We start from the raw sequence: 20,679 nt of genomic DNA on the forward strand, positions 1-20,679 counted from the left end.
CGAACGACGGCGCGCCACTCACTCCTGCGCCGGGTCCTGCGGGGCACTCATTCCAGCCCGTCCGGCGTTTGAGGATGCGGCCGCAGGCCGTGCGGCACACGCGGGGGCTCAGTCGAACGACGGCGCGCCACTCACTCCTGCGCCGGGTCCTGCGGGGCACTCATTCCAGCCCGTCCGGCGTTTGAGGATGCGGCCGCAGGCCGTGCGGCACACACGGCGACGCGCGGCCGAACAAGGCCCCCGCACCGGACCGCGAGCCCGAGGCGCAAGCCCGGGTGCCGCAACCCCCGGACCCCCACTCCCGCCCCACCCTCCGCTCACCCCTTCAGCAACGCCTCCGCCCCGTCCAGCGACCTCTCCACCGTCAGCCGGAAGAACGCGAGGTCCTGCGCCCCCGGGTCCTTGCTCCGGGCCACCGCCTGCGCGCCCGCCGCCGCGAGGCCCGGGCGGGTCGGGTCCGCCGCGAACGCGGCCATCGTGCGGCCCATGTCCGCCCGTGCGCTCGGGAAGAAGCTGTCGCGGTCGTCCTCCACCGCCACCAGCATGAACGCGCTGTTCAGCAGATAGCGGTAGATCTCCGTCGCGTGGTCGCCGAACCCCGCGAGCAGGAGCACCTTGATGCCGGTGTCGATCGTCGGCAGCGCGGACGGCACGTTCGGCCCCACCACGACCAGCCGCCGCGCCACACCCGGGTACTGCTTCAGGACCTCGCGCCCGTCGAAGGTGAGCGAGCTGAACCAGTCGCGCCACGGAACATCCGGATCCGGTACCGGTATACGGCCGATCACCTGGTCCGTGACCGCCATGACGACCGCTTCCCGGTCACCCACGTGATGGGCGACCACACCGGGCCAGACGTCCAGCTTGGTGGCGATCTGCCGGATCGACCAGCCGTCGAGGCCGCGTTCCGCGGTCAGTTCGACGGCCGCGTCGATGATCTTCTCCGCCGTGATCGGCGGCAGGCCCGCCGAGGCGCGTGAGCGACGGCGCGGCGCTGACTCAGACATGACGAGAAACCTAACGCTGAGGGGAAGTGGCCGGAGCGACTTGACGCCCGGCGACCCGCAGGGCATAGAGTCAGCCTAACCTATTAGCCACTGTCTAAGAGGTGCCCGAACAGACCTGCCCGCTGCCGATACCGCCGCTCACGGCGCTGGTCGAGGCGTGCCCCGCTCGCTCGGGCCGCCGGCCGACCCGACCTGCCGACCGGCGCAATTGTCCGCATTTCGGCTCGCTCCCTGAGAGGCTCCGCGTCATGCGCAAATGGATGCCGCTGCTGGCGGTCTGCTTAGGCACCTTCATGCTGTTGATCGATGTGACCATCGTCAGCGTGGCGCTGCCCCAGATGACCGACTCACTCGACGCGTCGTTCTCCGCCCTGCAATGGGTGGTCGACATCTACGTTCTGGCGCTCGCCGCACTGCTGATGGCGATCGGTTCGCTGTCCGACCACACCGGCGCCCGCCGGGTCTACCTCGCCGGCCTGGCCGTGTTCGCCCTGGCGTCCCTCGCCTGCGGGCTCGCGGACAGCAGTGGCATGCTGATCGCCGCGCGCGGTGTCCAGGGCCTCGGTGCGGCCGCGATGTTCGCCACCAACACCGCGCTGCTGGCGAGCAATTACCGCGGCAAGGACCGGGGCATCGCCTTCGGTCTGTGGGGCGCCGTCAACGGTGCCGCCGCCGCGGCCGGCCCGATACTGGGCGGCCTGCTCACCGAGCATCTGAACTGGCGGTGGATCTTCCTGGTCAACCTGCCCGTCGCGGCCATCGCCCTGATCGTCGGCCACAAGTACCTGACGGGCTCGTCCATCAGGACCGACCGCAGGGTCGACATCCCGGGCACGGTCGGCTTCACCCTGGCCTCCACCCTGTTGATCTTCGCCCTGATCCGTGCGGGCGAGGACGGCTGGGGCGCGGACATCACACTCGCGCTGTTCGGCGGCACGGTGGTCGCGTTGATCGCCTTCGTCCTGGTCGAACGCGGCCGGCGCGATCCGATGCTCGATCTGAAACTGCTGCGGACACCGTCGTTCGGCGGACTGATGGCGGGCGCGGTCGTCTTCAGCGCGGCCGCCTTCGCCAATCTGGTGTTCGTCTCCGTCTGGGCGCAGTCGGTCCTGGAGCTTAGCCCGGTGAAGGCCGGACTGATCCTGATGCCGCTCAGCGGAATGTCCTTCGTGGCGGCGGGCCTTGCCGGCCGCTTTCTCGCGAACGTCCCGCCCCAGTGGCCGATCGGCGCCGGTCTGCTGCTGATCGGCGCCGGCACGCTGCTGGAGATGCTGCTCACCGGCACCTCCGGCTGGACGGCGCTGCTGCCCGGCATGCTGCTGACGGGTATCGGTGTCGGTATCGCCTCGCCGATCCTCGCCTCGGCCGCGCTGGCCGCCGCGCCGGCGAGCCGGGCGGGCATGGCGGGCGGAGCGGCGAACACGTTCCGGCAGCTGGGCTTCGCCGTCGGCATCCCGGTGGTCGGCGCCATCCTGTCCGGCGCGATCGGACGGAAGCTGGCCGACAACGGCTCGTTCGCCGATTCCGACGCGGCGGCCGAACTGGTCACCGGCGGAAGGTCGGCGAGTGTGGTCGCCGAACTGCCCGCCCAGGCGCAGGCCGCGGGCGCGCGGGCCGTCGAGGACGCGTACGCCGCGGGACTCGACCAGGTCTTCCTGGTGAGCGGGCTCGCCGCCCTGCTGGCCGGGGTGCTGGTCCTGCTGCTGGTGCGCCGCTCTCCCGAACACCACGACACCGCGGTACCGGACGACGACGACCGCCCGAAGGCGGCGGCGGAGGGTTCGCTCCGGCCCGTGTGAGAACCGTTTTCCGGGGCCCGCGGCCAACCGCGCGCGGGCCCCGGAAAACGGATGACCGTCCGGTCGGTAGGTCGGCCTTGACGAATTCCTAAATCGGAATGATCGCTTCCGTGAATTTTTCGCAATAGAGTGATTGCGAGCGGAGCGTAGGTCGGTGCTTTTGGCGCCGGTTTTGTCTATACCTGCTTGAAGGGTGGGGGGATGGTTGAGGATTGTACGGGGTTCCGGACTGCGTGCCGCGCGCATCAAGGCAGGATTAACGCAGGACGAGGTGGCCAGACGCGCCGCCATCAGCGTACGAACCGTCCGTCACATTGAACGCGGGCACGTGAAGAATCCGCGGCACGAGACCCTGGCCCGTATGGCCGAGGTCGTCGGATATGAGGCCGCGGCTCCGGACGACGCCCCCGATATCAGCACCCCTGCCGAACCGCCCGCATTCGCCCAGGAGATACGGCTGCTCGGACCGCTCACCGTCCTGAGCGCCGACGAGCCCGTGTCCATGCCGCTCAAACAGCGCGCCCTGCTCGGCCTGCTGGCCGTGCAGCCCGACCAGATCGTCAGCCACGAAGAGATCGCCGACGTCCTGTGGAACGGCGAGGCGCCGCCCGCCTACCCGCAGTTGGTGCACACCTACGTCGCCCGGCTGCGCCGCATCATCGAGCCCGGCCCGGGCCACGGCGGCACCACCCGCAGGATCAGCACCGTCCGCGGCGGATACATCTTCAACAGCGGCGGAGTGCGACTGGACCTCACCCGGTTCGAGGAGCACGCCGCCCTGGCCGCCCGGACCGCGACGGACGACCCGTCCGCCGCGCTCGACCTCTACCGCCAGGCCCTGCGCTGCTGGCAGGGCCGGCTGCTCCAGGACCTGCCCCAGCTCTGGCACCACCCCTCCGTGGTCAGGGTGGCCCAGCGCCACATCGACGTGGCCATCGAGTTCGCCGATCTCGCGCTGCGGCTGAACCGCTCCGCGTTCGCCGTCGAGTACCTCAGGGTCGCCTCGTACGAGGAACCGCTGCACGAGTCGCTGCAGGCCCGGATCATGCTGGCACTCGCCGGTTCCGGCCGCCGTGCGGCGGCCCTGCGCCTGTTCACCGACCTGAGGATGCGGCTCAAGAAGGAACTCGGCGTGGAGCCGAGCGAGGAGATCTGGCAGGCACGCAACAGCATCCTCGTCCAGGACGGCGCCGAGAACCGCCCCGAGGCCGCCGGCCCCGCACCGGGCGAACGGTACGGCGCGCCCGACCACTCCTGGAACGGGCCGCCCGCGGCCCGCACCCCGCCGCCCTCCTCCGCCCGTCCCCGCAGCCTCGCCCCGCCCGCACAGCTTCCCCCGGTGATCGCCCCCTTCACCGGCAGACAGCAGCAACTGGCCGCCCTCGACGGGCTGCTGGCACAGCGGCACAAGGGATACGCGGCGGTCGGTATCGCGGCCATCCACGGTCCCTCCGAGATCGGGAAGACCGCACTGGCCGTCCGGTGGGCCCACCAGCGCCACGACGAGTTCCCCGACGGGCAGTTGTACGCCGACCTGCAGGGCAGCGCCGACCCGTCGGAGCGGCCGGTGAACCCGAGCACCGTGCTCACCCGGTTCCTGCGCTCCCTCGGCGTGCCCGACGAGTGGATTCCGGACAACCCGGAGGAGGCGTCCGCCCTCTTCCGCAGCCTGCTCGCCGGCCGCCGCTTCCTCGTCGTGCTCGACGACGCGGCGGACGCCGCCCAGGTCCGCTGCCTGCTGCCCGGGACACCGGGCAATGTCGTGCTCGTCACCAGCCGGGCACCCCTCATCGACCTGGTGACACGCGAGGGCGCCATGACCATGGCCCTCGACGTCCTGTCCGCCACCGAGGCGTACGAGCTGATCGAGACGTATCTCGGTCCGGAACGCACGGCGGCGGAACCCGAGGCCACCCAGGAACTGGCCGCCGTCTGCGGGCAATATCCGCTGGAGCTGCGCATGGCCGTCGCCCGGCTCGCGGCGACGCCGCACGTCTCCATCCGCGCACTCGTCTCCGAACTCGGCCGCGGCGGTGAGGCGGACAACCTCTACCCGCTGCGCGCCCACCGCGGCCGAGCCGTACGAACAAAGCCGCTGACAGCCGGCGGCAACGGCTGACATGAGCGCTGACAGCCTTACGCCAGGCTGACAGGAAATTCCGTCCCGTCCGCTCCGAAGGAATCATCGCAGCTCAGCGCAGGAATTCCGCGGGCCGCAGGTTGACAGGCCGATTAACCGCACGTAAATCGGCGTTTGCGGCAGCGGAGTTCGGTTGCCCCGGCAGAGGGGCCCACCTAGGGTCACGATCGCGGGCAAGTCCCGATTGGCGGCCGATCCGGCCAATGCTGATGATTCTTAGGCGCCTCGATGTGCGAGGCGCCCTTACGGGGAAATGCCGAACATTCCCCGAAGGCATGCAATAAGCCGTTTGGAGAGGATGGGAAATGGCGAACGTGACGGCCGAAGAAGCCCAGAAATGGCTGATCGAGGAGATCGCCCAGCGCCTGGGTGTGGCGGCGACAGAGGTTCCGCCCGACCAGTACTTCGACGAGCTCGACCTCGACAGCACCCAGGCGCTGATCATCGCCGGTGAGATGGAGAACTGGCTGGGCTTCGAGCTCGGAACGACGGCCCTCTGGTACCACCCCACCATCGAGGCCCTCGCCGCACACATCGCCGAGGAGAGCGAGAAGCGCACCGCCGCGGCGTAGCGCCACGGCGCACCGGACGGCCACTGCCGGACGGTGCGGCCAGGCGAGCGCGACCAGCCGGTTCCGTACCGCTGGTGCCCGGCAAGGCCCGACGAGGCACCGAGAACGTGCCGTTCGGCCGGAGCGGAACCCCGCCACCGACGGCCTTGCCTCCCACATCGCACCAGGCGACTCCGGTACGGCGCCGGCCGCCCGCCCACCGCCGCGACAGTAGCCGATCCGGTCCGCCGCCCCGAGGGCGGCCGCCGACCGCCTCGGTCCCACACGGACCGGGAGCCGGGGCGCCGAGACCGAAGTCCCTGTTCGCCCAGATCCAGAGAGACTTGCCGTGAACTCTTCGCAGGAATCCGACCTCGACCGTCGGCTCGCCCGGGACCCCATCGCCATCGTCGGCCTCTCCGCGCTCTACCCCAAGTCCAGCAATCTGCGGGACTTCTGGGCGAACGTCGTCTCGGCCGCCGACTGCATCGACGACGTGCCCGCCGGACACTGGGACGTCGACGAGCACTACGACCCCGACCCCTCGGTGCCCGACAAGACGTACTCCAAGCGGGGCGGCTTCATCCCCGACGTCCCGTTCAACCCGCTGGAGTTCGGCCTCCCGCCGAACACCCTCGAGGTGACCGACGTCCTCCAGCTGCTCAGTTTGGTGGTCGCCCGTGACCTGCTGAAGGACGCCGGGGCCGACAAGCCCTGGTACGACGCCTCCCGCACCGGGGTCGTCCTCGGCATCACCGGCGCCAACCAGCTCACCCAGCCGCTGACCGCGCGGCTCCAGAGCCCGGTTCTCAAGGAGGTCGTCCGCAGCTGCGGTCTCTCCGACAAGGACGCCGAGGAGATCGTCGCCAAGTTCCGCCTCGCGTACGCCCCGTGGGAGGAGAACTCCTTCCCCGGCATGCTCGGCAACGTCGTCGCCGGACGGGTCGCCAACCGGCTCGACCTCGGCGGCATCAACATGACCATCGACGCCGCCTGCGCCAGCTCCCTCGGCGCGGTCAGGACCGCGGTGAGCGAGCTGCTCGAAGGCCGCTCCGACACGATGCTGGTGGGCGGCTGCGACGCCGAGAACACCATCTTCATGTACCTGTGCTTCAGCAAGACGCCCGCGCTGTCCAAGTCCGGGCGCATCCGCCCGTTCGACAAGGACGCCGACGGCACCCTCATCGGTGAGGGCATCGGCATGCTGGCCCTGCGCCGCCTCGCCGACGCCGAGCGCGACGGCAACCAGATCTACGCGGTGCTGCGCGGCATGGGCACCTCCAGCGACGGCCGGTTCAAGTCCATCTACGCCCCGCGCAAGGAAGGCCAGATGGTCGCCCTGCGCCGCGCGTACGAGGACGCCGACTGCACGCCGTCGAGCGTCGAGCTCTTCGAGGCGCACGGCACCGGCACCGCCGTCGGCGACGCGACCGAGCTGAGCGCGCTGTCCGCGGTGGTCTCCGACGGCAACGACAGCCGGCAGTACGCGGCCGTCGGCAGCGTCAAGTCCCAGATCGGGCACACCAAGGCGGCCGCGGGCGCGGCCGGCCTGATCAAGCTGGCGCTCTCGCTGCACCACAAGGTCCTGCCGCCGACCATCAACGTCGACGAGCCGAACCCCGCCATCGACTTCGCCTCCGGGCCGTTCTACGTCAACACCGAGGCGCGGCCCTGGATACGCGACCCCGAGCGCCCCAAGCGCCGTGCCGCCATCTCCTCCTTCGGCTTCGGCGGCACCAACTTCCACATGGTGCTGGAGGAGCACGGCGACGGAGACGACCTGCGGGTCACCTACCCCGTCGCCCGGGTGCACCTATGGCACGCGCCCGACACCGCCGCCCTCACCGAACTGCTCGCCGACGGCGTGCCCGCGACCGGCGGCCCGGCCCCCGCGGGCCACGCCCGTGTCGCGCTGGCCGCGCGCGGCGAGGACGAACTGACGTCCCTGCGCGACCTGGCGCTCGGCGAACTTCGCGCCCGGCCCGACGCCGACGCCTGGTCGCACCCCAAGGGAGTCCACTACCGCCGCAGCGCCGCTCCGGCCGGCAAGGTCGGCGCGCTCTTCGCCGGCCAGGGCAGCCAGTACGTCAACCTCGGCCAGAGCGCCGTGATGGCGCTGCCGCCGCTGCGGGCCGCCTTCGACCGCGCCAATGTGCACTTCGAGGGTTCCGCGCCGCTGTCCCGCGTCGCGTTCCCGCCGCCGCTGTTCGGCGCCGATGTGCGCGCCGCGCAGGAGACCGCGCTCCAGGCCACCGCGTACGCGCAGCCCGCGATCGGCGCCCTGTCCGCCGGCCAGTTCCGCTATCTGTCCGAACTCGGCTTCGGTGCCGAAGGGTTCCTCGGCCACAGCTTCGGCGAACTGACCGCGCTGTGGGCCTCCGGCGCCCTCGACGACGACGCCTTCTTCGCCCTCGCCCGGGCCCGCGGCAAGGCCATGGCCCCGCCGCCGGAGTCCGGCTTCGACGCCGGCGCGATGGCCGCGGTCTCCGCCCCCGAGGAGCGGGTCGCCGAACTCCTCGCCGACCGCCCCAGCGTGGTCGTCTGCAACCGCAACGCGGCCGACCAGATCGTGGTCGGCGGCGCCACCGAAGAGGTCGAGCGCCTGGTCGCCGCGGCCAAGGAAGCGGGTCTGCGGGCCAGTCGGCTGCCGGTGTCCGCCGCGTTCCACACGCCGTTCGTCGGCCACGCCGTCGACGCCTTCCGCGGTGATGTGGCGCGCGTCGAGGTCCGCCGGCCGAACGGCACCGTCTTCGCCAACACCCGCGGCGCGGCCTACGGCGACGACATCGACGCCAACCGCACGGTCCTCGCCGAACAGCTGATCAACCCGGTGGACTTCGCCGCCCGCGTCGAGGAGATGTACGCCGCCGGGTTCCGCGTCTTCGTGGAGTTCGGTCCGAAAAGCGTCCTCACCCAGCTCGTGCGCCGCATCCTCGGCGACCGTGAGCACACCGTGGTCAGCCTCGACGCCGGCCCCGGACGGGACGCGGACGTCGCGCTGAAGCAGGCCGTCGCCCAGCTCGCCGTCCTCGGACTGCCGCTCGCCACCACCGACCGCTATGTCGCCGAGGCCGTCGCCGACGTGCCCGCCAAGGGCATGTCGATCCTGCTGAACGGCATCAACTACGTCTCGCCCGAGCGCAGGGCGGCCTACCGCGACGCGATCGACAACGGCTACCGGATCGCCGTCCCGGCGACACCCGCGGTACCGGCTCCCGCCGCGGCCCCGACCCCGTCACCGGTGGCCGCAACGCCCCGACCGGCCCCGGTGACGGTCCAGCCCCCGGCCCCCACGCCCGCCGCACGGCCGGCAGCCGCGTCCGCCCCCGCCGCACGGCCGGCAGCCGCCTCCGCACCGGTCCCGGCCCCGGCCGCGACCGCCACGGCGGTGCTTCCCGCGCCCGCGGCCGCGGTGGCGCCCACCCCCGCCCCCGCTCCCACCGTCATGGAGACAGCCCACGTGGACAGTGATCGCCTGGCCGGTCTGGTGGCCGACCATCTCGCCCTGCACGACGACTACCTCAACGGCCAGTTGCAGAGCGCCGAGCGCCTCACCGGTCTGCTGGAGCGCGCCGCCGACCAGGGTCAGCTCGGCCAGGTACTGGCCGGGGTGAACGCCGTCAAGGAGCACGGCCTCGACATCGGCCGCAGCCACCTGCGCGCCAACGAGATCCTGCGCGACCTGGCCGGCCTGGAACTCGGCACCGCGCCCGCCCCGGCGGGCCGCGTCACGGCGGAGCGGACCGCGCCGGCCGTGGCCGCGCCGGTCGCGCAGCCGGTGGCCGCGGTACCCGTCCCGGCCGCACTCGCCGCCGCCCCGGCCACCGCCCGGCCCCTGGCGCCCGCACCGCAGGCGCTGCCGGCGGCCCCGGTGGCCACCGCGCCCGCCATCGCCGCCCCGCCCGCCATCGACGCACCGGTCGCGGCCGGCCCCGCGCCCGCGGGTCTGGACGCCGCGACGGTGGAGGCGGCTCTGCTGGAGGTCGTCGGTCAGAAGACCGGCTATCCGGCGGACATGCTGGAGCTGGATATGGACATCGAGGCCGATCTCGGCATTGACTCCATCAAGCGTGTCGAGATCATGGGTGTGCTCCAGGAGCGGTTCGAGGGCGGGATGTCCGCCGGTCCCGAGCAGTTGGCGGAGCTTCGTACGCTGCGTCACATCGTGGAGTTCATGAGCGCCAACGCGGCGCCGCAGGCGACCGCGCCCGCCACCTCCGCGCCTGCGGGTCTGGACGCCGCGACGGTGGAGGCGGCTCTGCTGGAGGTCGTCGGTCAGAAGACCGGCTATCCGGCGGACATGCTGGAGCTGGATATGGACATCGAGGCCGACTTGGGCATCGATTCCATCAAGCGTGTCGAGATCATGGGTGTGCTCCAGGAGCGGTTCGAGGGCGGGATATCGGCCGGTCCCGAGCAGTTGGCGGAGCTTCGTACGCTGCGTCACATCGTGGAGTTCATGAGCGCCAGTGCCGCACCTCAGGCTCCCGCTCCCGCAGCCGCAGCCCCGGCCGGTCCGGACGCGGCGCGTGTCGAGTCCGTTCTGCTGGAGGTCGTCGGTCAGAAGACCGGTTACCCGGCGGACATGCTGGAGCTGGATATGGACATCGAGGCCGATCTCGGCATTGACTCCATCAAGCGTGTCGAGATCATGGGTGTGCTCCAGGAGCGGTTCGGCGAGAGCATCTCCGCCGGTCCCGAGCAGTTGGCGGAGCTTCGTACGCTGCGTCACATCGTCGACTTCATGAGCGCCAGTGCCGCACCTCAGGCTCCCGCTCCCGCAGCCGCCGCTCCCGCCGGTCCGGACGCGGCGCGTGTCGAGTCCGTTCTGCTGGAGGTCGTCGGTCAGAAGACCGGTTACCCGGCGGACATGCTGGAGCTGGACATGGACGTCGAGGCCGATCTCGGCATTGACTCCATCAAGCGTGTCGAGATCATGGGTGTGCTCCAGGAGCGGTTCGGCGAGAGCATCTCCGCCGGTCCCGAGCAGCTCGCCGAGCTTCGTACGCTGCGTCACATCGTCGACTTCATGAGCGGCGGCGCCTTTGAGACGGCTCCCGCCGCCCCGCAGACAGCCGCCCCCGCGGGCGACACGCCCGCGGCCGCCAAGCCCGGCGGCGGCATCGGCCGCGCGCAGGCCGCGCTCGTCGATCTGCCCACCCCCGACCGGCTCGTCGGCGCGTACGCCGAGGGCTCGGGCGCGCTCGTCGTCGACGACGGCGCCGAGCTCGCACCGGCGCTGGTGAACCGGCTCATCGAGTCGGGCCGCCATGTGCACGTCCTGCGTCTGCCGGGTGTCGCCGAGCGCATCAGCGGCGTCAAGGACCACGCCCTGTCCGGCTGGGGCGTGACCGAACTGGCCGAGCAGATGGAGGAGATCCTCGCCGACCGCATCAGCCTGGTGCTCGACCTCTCCGCCGCGCGGGGTGCCGACTGGTCCGAGGGCGTACGCCGCCTCGCCCACACCCTGCTCGCCGCCAAGCACGCCGTCCAGCCGCTGACCATCGCGGCCGCCTCCGGCCGTGCCGCCTTCGTCACCGTCACCCGCCTCGACGGCGCTTTCGGCCTCGGCGGAGTCCCCGAGGAACTCGCCCCCGCCGGCGGGGCCGCGGGTCTCGTCAAGACCCTGGCGGTGGAGGCCCCGGAGCTGTTCTGCCGGGCCGTCGACATCGCCCCCGCGCTGAGCCCGGACGCCGGAGCCACGCTGCTCCTCACCGAGGTCGAGGACGCGGTCACCGACACGGTCCAGGTCGGCCTCGACGGCGCCCGCCGCGTCGGTCTCACCCTCGCCGAGCAGTCGCTGACCGCCACCGACACCGAGACCGCGCCGCAGCTCACCCCCGAGGACCTGCTCGTCGTCACCGGCGGCGGCCGTGGCATCACCGCCGCCTGCGTCGTCGAACTGGCCAAGCGCCACCGGCCCGGACTGCTGCTCCTCGGCCGCACCCCGCTGGAGGAGGAGCCCGCCTGGGCACAGGGTGTCGACGCGCCCGCTCTCAAGGCCGCCGCCGCCTCCCACCTGAAGTCCGCGGGGGAGAAGCCCACCCCGAAGCGGGTCGAGCAGCTCTACCAGGCCGTCATCGGCGCCCGTGAGATCCGCAGGACCCTCGCCGACGTCGAGGCCGCCGGCAGCCGGGCCGAGTACCTGGCCGTGGACATCACCGACCCGCAGGCGACCGCCGCCGCGCTCGCCCCGCACAAGGCCCGCATCACGGGTCTGGTGCACGGCGCCGGCGTCCTCGCCGACCAGCTCATCGCCAACAAGAAGGCGTCCGAGGTCGAGCGGGTCTTCGCACCCAAGCTGACCGGACTGCGCACCGTGACCGCCGCGCTCGACCCCGAGACCCTGCGGCACGTCGTCCTCTTCTCCTCGGTCGCCGGATTCTTCGGCAACCGCGGCCAGTCGGACTACGCCATGGCCAACGAGGTCCTCAACGCCTGGGCGTCGTCCTGGAAGCAGCGCCACCCCGCTGCCCGTGTCACCTCCCTCAACTGGGGTGCCTGGGACAGCGGGATGGTCTCCCCGGAGGTCAAGGCCGTCTTCCAGGAGCGCGGCATCACGCTGATCCCGGTAGACACCGGAGCCCGGATGTTCACCGAGCAGTTCGCCCCGGAGCGCGCCGGTGACGTCGTCACGGTGCTCGGCCCGACGACGCCCCTGTCCGAGCCCGAGCGGACCGCCACCACGGCCACCGTCACCGTCGAACGCCCGCTGGCGGCGCTGGAGACCGAGCAGATCCTCACCGACCACGTCATTGGCGAATCCCCCGTCCTCCCGGCGGTTGTCGCCCTCGGCTGGGCGATCGGCGCGGTGGAGCGCGCGGGCGGCACCGAGGTGCGCCAGGTGCACGACTTCTCGGTGCACAAGGGCATCGTCTTCGACGCCGACCGGCCGCAGCGCATCAGCCTGGCGATGACCCCCGACGGCGACAACGTCCGTACCGCGATCCACGCCGTCGACGCGCAGGGCGCCGCACGACCGCACTACGCGGCCCTCGTCACTCCGCAGGCCCCGCCCGCCGCGGGCACGGTCGGCGCACTGCCCGCGCTCGGCACCGGCCGCGACGCCGCCGAGCTCTACAGCGACGGCACGCTCTTCCACGGCCCGTCCCTGCGGGGCGTACGCCGGGTGCTCGCCGAGGACGCGTCGGTGAACCGGCTGGTCCTGGAGTGCGCGCTGACCGAACACCGCCCGGCCGGCGGCGCGTTCGCCGGCTCCCGCTTCGCCCCCGGCACGGCGGACCTGCTGCTCCAGGCGGGCCTCGTCTGGGTGCGGCTGTTCCGCGGCACCGCGGGGCTGCCGTTGTCCGTCGGCCGCGTGGACCTGCACCACCCGCTGCCCGACGGCGAGCCCTTCGTGATCGTGGTCGAGCCCGCCGCCACCGGCGGCAACGGCTCCGGCGCCTCGCTCACCATCACCGCCTGCACACCCGACGGACGGGTGCTCACCCGCTTCGACGGCGTATCCGTGGTCTCGGCCCCCCAGTTGGCGGCCAAGTTCATCAGCGGCTGATTCCGCTTCGTACCCGACGCAAGCGATCGGGTCGGCCCGGACGGCGCACACCCGTGCCCGTCCGGGCCGGCCCCGCCCCTCAGAAGGGACCCGAAAGCTCTCATGAGCAAGTACGCCATCGTTGGCCTCTCCTGCCTGTTCCCGGGAGCGGAGACACCTGCCGAGTTCCGGCAGAACCTCCGCGCCGGGGCGGACAGCCGCCGGGAAGGGGGCGAGCAGGTCTTCGGGCCCGCCCTCGACGCCAGGGACACCGACCCGCAGCACGGCATCTACTGCACGCGCGGCGGCTTCATCACCGACTTCGCCTTCGACCCGTCCGGCTACCTGCTCGACGCCGGTCACCTCTCCGGCCTCGACCGGATCTTCCACTGGTCCCTGCACGTGGCCAGGGAGGCCCTGCGGGACAGCGGTCACCTCGACAGCCCCGAGATCCTCGGACGCACCGGACTGATCCTCGGCAACTACTCGTTCCCCACCCCGACCTCCGCCGGGGTCAGCGTCCCGCTGGTCCAGGAAGCCGTCCTGGAGGGGCTGCGCCGTGCCGGGCATCCGGCACTCGGCGCCCTCGCCGACGAGGAACGGCGCATCGACCACGCCGGCCTGCGGCCCGAGGACCTGCGTGTCAGCGGCTCACCGGCATCGGTGGCGGCGAGCGCGCTCGGGCTCGGCGGTCCCCGCTACGCCCTGGACGCCGCCTGCTCCTCCGCGCTGTACGCACTCAAGCTGGCCTGCGACCACCTCGCCGCCGGCCAGGCCGATCTGGTGCTGGCGGGCGGTGTCTGCGCGCCCGACCCGACCCTGATCCACCTGTCCTTCTCCGATCTCCAGGCCTATCCCCGCGACGGGTTCAGCCAGCCCTTCGACGACCGGTCCGGCGGCATCCTCACCGGCCAGGGCGCCGGCATGGTCGCCGTCAAGCGGCTGGCGGACGCGCTGCGCGACGGCGACCGCATCCACGCCGTCGTGGACGGCATCGGCCTGACCAACGACGGCAGCGGACGCCATCTGCTGGTCCCGCAGGGCGGCGGCCAACTCCAGTCGTACGAGCTGGCGTACGCCCGGGCCGGGGTCGACCCGGCGACCGTCGACTACCTGGAGTGCCACGCCACGGGCACCCCCATCGGCGACGCCACCGAGGCCGAGTCCGTCGCGGAGTTCTTCGGCGGCGCCGGCCGGGTGCCGCTGATCGGATCCGTGAAGGGCAACATCGGCCATCTGCTCACCGTCGCCGGACTGAGCAGCATGCTCAAGGTCGTCCTGGCGATGGGCGACGGCCACATCCCGCCGACCATCGGTGTGGAGCGGCCCGTCACCTCCAAGGACGGCCGTGTCGGCGACGCGACCCTCGTCCGCACCGGCCGGGAATGGCCGAGCGGTGACGGGCCGCGCCGGGCAGCGGTCTCCGCGTTCGGCTTCGGCGGCACCAACGCACACGTGGTGCTGTCCGAGCCGGCCACGGCTGCCGCCGCGACCGAGACGGACGAGGCCGCGTCCGTGCCCGCGCTCGACATCGTCGGACTCGGCGCCCACTTCGGCTCCCTGGACTCCCTCGACGCCTTCGAGCGTGCGGTCCACGACGGCAGCGACGCCCTGGTCCCGCTGCCCGAACGCCGCTGGCGCGGGCTGGACCAGACCCGCGGCGGCTCCCTGGAGGACGCCACCGGCGTCTCGCCCGACGCGCTGCCGAGCGGCGCGTTCGTCGACGGCCTCGGCATCGATCCGGTCGACCTCAAGATCCCGCCGGCGGACCTGCGGACGTACAACCTCCAGCACGCGCTGGCGACCAAGGTGGCCGACGAGGCGCTGCGGGACGCCGGCTACAGCCGCGATGTGCCCAAGGGCAGCAGCGCGCCCGAGCCCCGCCGGATCGCGGTGGTCGTGGGCATGGAGATCGAGCCCATGACCCATCTGCGGCTCACCCGCCGCACCCTCGGCGCCTTCGTCCGCGAGGAGTTCGCGCGGGCCGGTGTCCCCGTCGACGAGGAGCAGCTCGCCGCGTTCAGCGCGGTGGGCCGGGACGCGGTGGTCGACCCCATCGTCGCCAACGAGGTCCTCAGCTTCATCGGCAACGTCATGGCGAGCCGTATCTCCTCGCTGTGGAACCTGACCGGCCCTTCCTTCACCGTCTCCTCCGACGGCTCCGGGACCGCCGAGGCCCTGGAGGTCGCCCGGCTGCTGCTGCTCGACCCCACCATCGAGGCGGTCCTCGTCGGAGCGGTCGATCTCGCGGGCTCGGCGGAGAACCTGCTGCTTCGTCCCGATGTCGTCGCCGAGGCCGGACTGACCTTCGGCGAAGGCGTCCGGGGCCGCCGGATCGGCGAGGGGGCGGGAGCGGTCGTCGTCACCCGGCCCGGTGAGCGGGAGCGGCCCGCGTACGCGCGGCTGGACGCCGTCGCCATCCGGCACGCCGTGCCCGTGGACGGCGCGGTGCCCGAGGCGGACGCCGCGGCCCTCGCGGCGGCGGCCGGCGAAGCACTCACCGCCGCCGGCGTCACGGCCGGCGACATCGGCTACCTGGAGGCCCACGCGGGCGGCACCGAACTCCAGGACCGCGCCGAGATCGCCGCCCTGGCCGCCGTCTACCCGGCCGCCGGCGCGGACGTGGCCCTCGGCAGCGCCAAGGCCCAGATCGGCGACGCCGGCTGCGCCGCCACCATGGCCGGGCTCATCCGCTCCGTGCTGTGTCTGCACCACGGCTATCTGCCCGGCACCCGCGGCTGGACCCGCCCGGCCGGCGACCTGGCCGAGGACTTCACCGCTTCCGCGCTCTACGTCCCGGACGCCTCCCGGCCCTGGATGCGGCGGACCAAGGGCGCCCGCAGGTACGCGGCCGTCAGCTTCATCGGAGCCTCCGGCGCGCACGGCCACCTCGTGCTCTCCGCCGATGCCACCCGCGGCGGCGTCACGCGGTCCGACTGGCAGCGGGCCGGCGGACCCGTCGTCCTGGCGCTGTCGGCCGACTCGTTCGACGCGCTGCACGCCACGATCGAGTACCACCTGGAACTGCTGGCCGTCGCCGACCCGTACGTCCTCGCCCGCGAGGCGGCCCGCGAACTGCCGGGCAGGAAGCTGCGTGCGGTCCTCGTCGGCCGGGACCGTGCCGAGCTGCGGGCCCAACTGGAGCTCGCGGTACGGGACCTGGCCGATGTGCACGCCAAGGGAGGGGAGTGGGCCACTCCGGCCGGCAGCTACTTCACCGCGCGGCCCATCGGACCGGACGGCAGGGTCGCGCTGGTCTACCCGGGCGCGTTCAACTCCTACCCGGGCCTCGGCCAGGACTTCTTCCGAGCCTTCCCGAGCCTGCTCGACCGGTTCGAGGAGCAGGCGGACGAGCCCGAGCGGCAGCTGCGCGCCACCTCGCTCTACCCGCGCAGCAAGGTCGCGGTGGGACGGCGCGAGCTGATGGCGCTGGAGGCGGGGCTCGGCGACGACGTGCCGTTCATGCTCGCCACCGGCACCAACTTCGCGATCCTGCACACCGATCTGGTCCGCGACCTCCTCGGCGTCAGGGCACACGGCGCGTTCGGCTACAGCCTCGGCGAGTCGAGCATGCTGTTCGCCACCGGCGGCTGGCAGCTCGGCGGCCGTCGCGACGACCTGATCAGCAACACACCGATCTTCCAGGACCGGCTGTGCGGCCCGCGGCGTACCGTGCGCGAGCTGTGGGACGTACCCGCCGACGCCGCGGACGAGTCGCTGTGGGCCAGCCATGTGCTGCTCACCGACGCGGATGCGGTACGCGCGGTACTGCCCCGCTACGACCGCGTCCACCTCACCCACATCAACACCCCGGCCGAACTGGTCATCGCCGGTGACCCGGTCCAGTGCCGCGCTCTGGTGAAGGAACTCGGCTGCCCGGCCGCCCGCTCGCCGGTCAACGTGGTCATGCACTGCCCGGTCGTGGACGCCGAACTGGACGGTCTGGCGGGGCTGAACGACTACCCGACGGGCTCGTTCGGTGATCTGGAGCTGTTCAGCGCCTACGACTACGAGGCGTTGCCCGCGCTGGACCGGGCGGAGATCGCCCGGCGCATCGCCTGGACGCTGCGCTCCACGATCGACTTCGCCCGTCTGGTGCGCGACGCGCACGACCGGGGCTTCCGCTACTTCATCGAGGTCGGCCCCGGCTCGACCTGTTCGCGCTGGGTCCGTGACACGCTCGGCGACGCCGAGCACGTCTCGGTGTCGGTGGACCGCCGCGGTGTGCCGGCGACGAAGTCGGTGGCACAGCTCGTGGCGCGGCTCGTCGGCAACGGTCTGGAACTGGATCTGACGCCCCTGCTGGGCACCGCGGACACGGCGGCCCGCTCGGCGCGTTCGACGCGGTTCCGGGTGGGGGGCGGAGACCCGGTCCCGGCCCGTGTGGCCCGCGGGATCGCGGCCACGGCGCCCGGCGCCTCGGCGGCCGCGCCCAGCGAAACCACTGCCGCGCACCGGACGCCGTCGACCGCCGCGCACATCACGCCGGTTCCGGTCGCGTCGACCGCCGGCGCGCATCCCGGTGCCGCGACGCCGGCCACCGGCTCACCTCTGGCCGCCACCGCGTCCGTGAGCACCTCCACGGCCCCGGCCGCCCTCTCCGCGCCCGGCGCTCCGGCGCACTCCGGTGCCGCGCCTTCCGTCCCGCCCGCAGCCGCGACCACCCCCGGCGCTCCCGCCGGGCCCGGTACGCCGCGTCCCGCCGTACCGTCCGCGCCCGTTCCGTCCGTACCGCCGGAGGACCCCGTCATGCCTGCCGATCCGACTCTCGCTGACGCGGAGGTCATCGCCTTCGACGGCACCCCGATCTCCTTCCTTCCCTGGGCGCCCGCGCCCGGGGAGTCGGAGGCCGTCGCGCCGGCCGCCGAAGCCGTGCCCGCGCCCGCCGCACCCGCCCCCGTCGCCAGCGTCCCGCCGTCCGGCGCCACGGCGGCGACGACGGCGACGACGGCCGCGGCGGACGCCGTGGCCACCGAATCGCCGACTCCCGCCGCCGACCTGGTCCGTGAGATCCGGCAGCAGATGGTCGCCACCCACTCGGTGGTGATGGAGACCCAGCGCATCCTCCAGGGGGCCACGCTCTCCCGCGTGGAGGCGCTGCTCGACGGAGTCGCCGCCCCGGCCTCCGTGCCTCAGGCGGCCACCCCGCCGGCCGTCGCACCCGCTCCCCGGACCGAGCCCGCGGCCCTGCCGCCCGCCCCGGCACAAGGCCCGCCCGCCCCGGCTCGGGCTCCGGCCGCCCCGGAGAGCGAGATACCGGCCGCCGCCGAAGACCGCGAGGTCAAGGAGGGCGTGATCTGGGACGAGGCGGACCTCCTGGAGTTCGCCGTCGGTTCCGTCGCCAAGGTCTTCGGGCCCGAGTTCGGCGTCATCGACGGGTACGCCAAGCGGGTGCGGCTGCCCGCACCGCCGTACCACTTCGTCACCCGTGTCACCGAACTCAGCGGCACCACCGGGGAGTTCAAGCCCGCGACCATCACCACGGAGTACGACGTCCCCGAGGACGCCTGGTACGCCGTCGACGGAGGCGTCCCGCCGGCCGTGACCGTCGAGGCCGGCCAGTGCGACCTGCTGCTCGTCAGCTACCTCGGCATCGACTTCCGCAACAAGGGCGAGCGCGTCTACCGGCTCCTCGACAGCACGCTGATCTTCCGCGGCAACCTGCCGCAGGTCGGCCAGACGCTGCGCTACGACATCTCCATCGACCGCTTCGTGCACCAGGGCGACACCACGCTCTTCTTCTTCAGCTACCAGTGCTACGCCGACGGGGAGCTGATCCTCGAACTCCACGACGCCTGCGCCGGGTTCTTCAGCAAGCAGGAGCTCGACACCCCGCTCGGCGTCGTCATGACCGAGAAGGAGAAGGCGGCGCGCGCGGCACTGCCCCGGGGGTACTTCAAGCCCCTCGCGTACACCGAGAAGAACCATCTGACCCCCGAGGACCTGGAGGTGCTGGCGCAGGGCCGCCCCGGCGACGTCTTCGGCCCGGACCACGCCCAGGACCCCGGGATCAACCCCGCGATCCGGCTCCCCGACGCCAAGCTGCGCATGGTCGACGAGGTCACCATCGACCGCAAGGGCGGCCCGCGCGGTCTCGGCACCCTCAGCGCGACCAAGCGCCTCACGCCGGACGCCTGGTACTTCACCTGCCACTTCCCGGACGACCACGTCCTGGCCGGCTCGCTCGTCGCCGAGGGTGCGGTGCAACTGCTCCAGATCTATCTGATGCACCAGGGCATGCATCTGACGCTGCCGGACGCGCGCTTCCAGTGCGTGACCGACGTCCCGATCGAGGTGCAGGTCCGCGGCCAGATCACCCAGGCCCACGAGGAGATCCGCTACGAGGTCGAGGTCATGGAGCTCACGCTCCTGCCTCGTGCCACGGTCATCGCCGACGTCCTCATCTACCTGGGCGACAAGCCGGTCATCCGGATGAAGGGCCTCGGACTCCAGGTCCGCGAGAAGGACGGCTCGCCCTACCGCCCCGAGGCGGGCGGCATCCCGCAGTTCCTCGGCCGCCGCAACAGGAACGGCGAAGCCGCCATGATCAACGAGATGCACCTGGCGCATGCGGCCAAGGGGCATCTGGACATCGCGATGGGCCCGGAGTTCGAGGTCTACCGCGACAGCCGCGCGCCGTACATCCCGAACGGCGCCTTCCAGTTCGTCGACCGTGTGATGTCCCTGAAGGGCACCCGCGGTGATCTGCGCAGCCCCGGCTCGGAGATGGTGACCGAGTACGACTCCCCGGCGGACGCCTGGTACTACGAGCAGAACTCCTACCCGCACATGCCGAACGCGGTCTACATGGAGACCTCGCTCCAGGCCGCGATCTTCCTCGGCTACTACCTCGGCGCCACGCTCGAACGCCCCGAGGAGCAGTACGCGATCCGCAACCTCGACGGCAAGGCGACCCTGGTCAAGGACATCGATCTGCGGGGCAAGACCATCCGCCACCACTCCAGGCTGCTGATGACGAGCGCGGTCTCCGGCGCGGTGCTCCAGAACTTCAGCTACGAACTCTCCGCCGACGGCGAGGTGTTCTACGTCGGCGAGTCGCTGTTCGGCTACTTCAGCGACGCGGCCCTCGCCAACCAGGTCGGACTCGACAACGGCACGTACGTCGCGCCCTGGATCGAGACCGAGAAGCCGGACCCCTCGCGGGTCCGCCGTATCGAACTCCCCGAGGGCGCACCGGCGTTCAGTGACCCCAACGGTGGTCATCTGCACCTGCCGGGCGGGCAGTTCGCGCTCGTGGACCGGGTCGACCTCGTCACCGACGGCGGCCGGCACGGCCAGGGCTATCTGCACGGCCACCGCGCCATCCGACCCGACGAGTGGTACTTCGACTGCCACTTCCACCGCGACCCGGTGATGCCCGGATCGCTCGGCGTCGAGGCGATCCTCCAGGCCATGCGGCTGTTCGTCATCGAGCAGAACCTCGCCGAGGGCATGGAGCAGCCCCGCTTCGCGATGGCCACCGACGTGGAGACGGCCTGGAAGTACCGCGGCCAGATTCTGCGGCACGACAAGGAGCTCCGGTTCGACGTGCACATCAAGGAGGTCCGGCGCGAGGCGGACCGGCTGCTGGTCATCGCCGACGCGGATCTGTCGAAGCCGGGCCTGCGCATCTACGAACTCACCGACGTGGCCATCGAGGTCCGTCCCGTCGGGGCCTGACGGCCCGCAC

At 72.2% G+C, this 20,679-nt stretch carries 6 protein-coding genes; 5 read left to right on the plus strand and 1 reads right to left on the minus strand.

Going from position 1 to position 20,679, the window contains the following annotated elements; all coding sequences use genetic code 11:
• Positions 1-317: 317 nt before the first annotated feature.
• Positions 318-1,007, minus strand: coding sequence for a TetR/AcrR family transcriptional regulator (locus ABTX78_RS19945; protein WP_352208096.1), 690 nt, complete (start codon positions 1,005-1,007; stop codon positions 318-320).
• A gap of 248 nt (positions 1,008-1,255) precedes the next feature.
• Between ABTX78_RS19945 and ABTX78_RS19950 the strand changes: the two genes are divergently transcribed.
• The 5 genes from ABTX78_RS19950 (at position 1,256) to ABTX78_RS19970 (ending at position 20,669) form a co-directional block, all read left to right on the plus strand.
• Positions 1,256-2,806, plus strand: a complete 1,551-nt coding sequence (locus ABTX78_RS19950; RefSeq protein WP_352208097.1) for an MFS transporter — start codon at positions 1,256-1,258, stop codon at positions 2,804-2,806.
• A gap of 193 nt (positions 2,807-2,999) precedes the next feature.
• Positions 3,000-4,925 carry a BTAD domain-containing putative transcriptional regulator gene (locus tag ABTX78_RS19955; RefSeq protein ID WP_352208098.1) on the plus strand — a complete coding sequence of 642 codons (1,926 nt, stop codon included), beginning with the start codon at positions 3,000-3,002 and terminating at the stop codon, positions 4,923-4,925.
• Positions 4,926-5,251: 326 nt separating this feature from the next.
• On the plus strand, positions 5,252-5,518 hold the full coding sequence (locus tag ABTX78_RS19960; RefSeq protein ID WP_352208099.1) for an acyl carrier protein: 267 nt from the start codon (positions 5,252-5,254) through the stop codon (positions 5,516-5,518).
• 328 nt (positions 5,519-5,846) lie between these two features.
• Positions 5,847-13,010, plus strand: coding sequence for an SDR family NAD(P)-dependent oxidoreductase (locus ABTX78_RS19965; protein ID WP_352208100.1), 7,164 nt, complete (start codon positions 5,847-5,849; stop codon positions 13,008-13,010).
• Positions 13,011-13,112: 102 nt separating this feature from the next.
• A complete protein-coding gene (locus ABTX78_RS19970; RefSeq protein ID WP_352208101.1) occupies positions 13,113-20,669 on the plus strand; it encodes a beta-ketoacyl synthase N-terminal-like domain-containing protein in 7,557 nt (2,518 codons plus the stop codon).
• Positions 20,670-20,679 lie beyond the last annotated feature (10 nt).

It is taken from the genome of Streptomyces sp. NPDC096193, assembly GCF_040302905.1.
GTDB lineage: Bacteria > Actinomycetota > Actinomycetes > Streptomycetales > Streptomycetaceae > Streptomyces.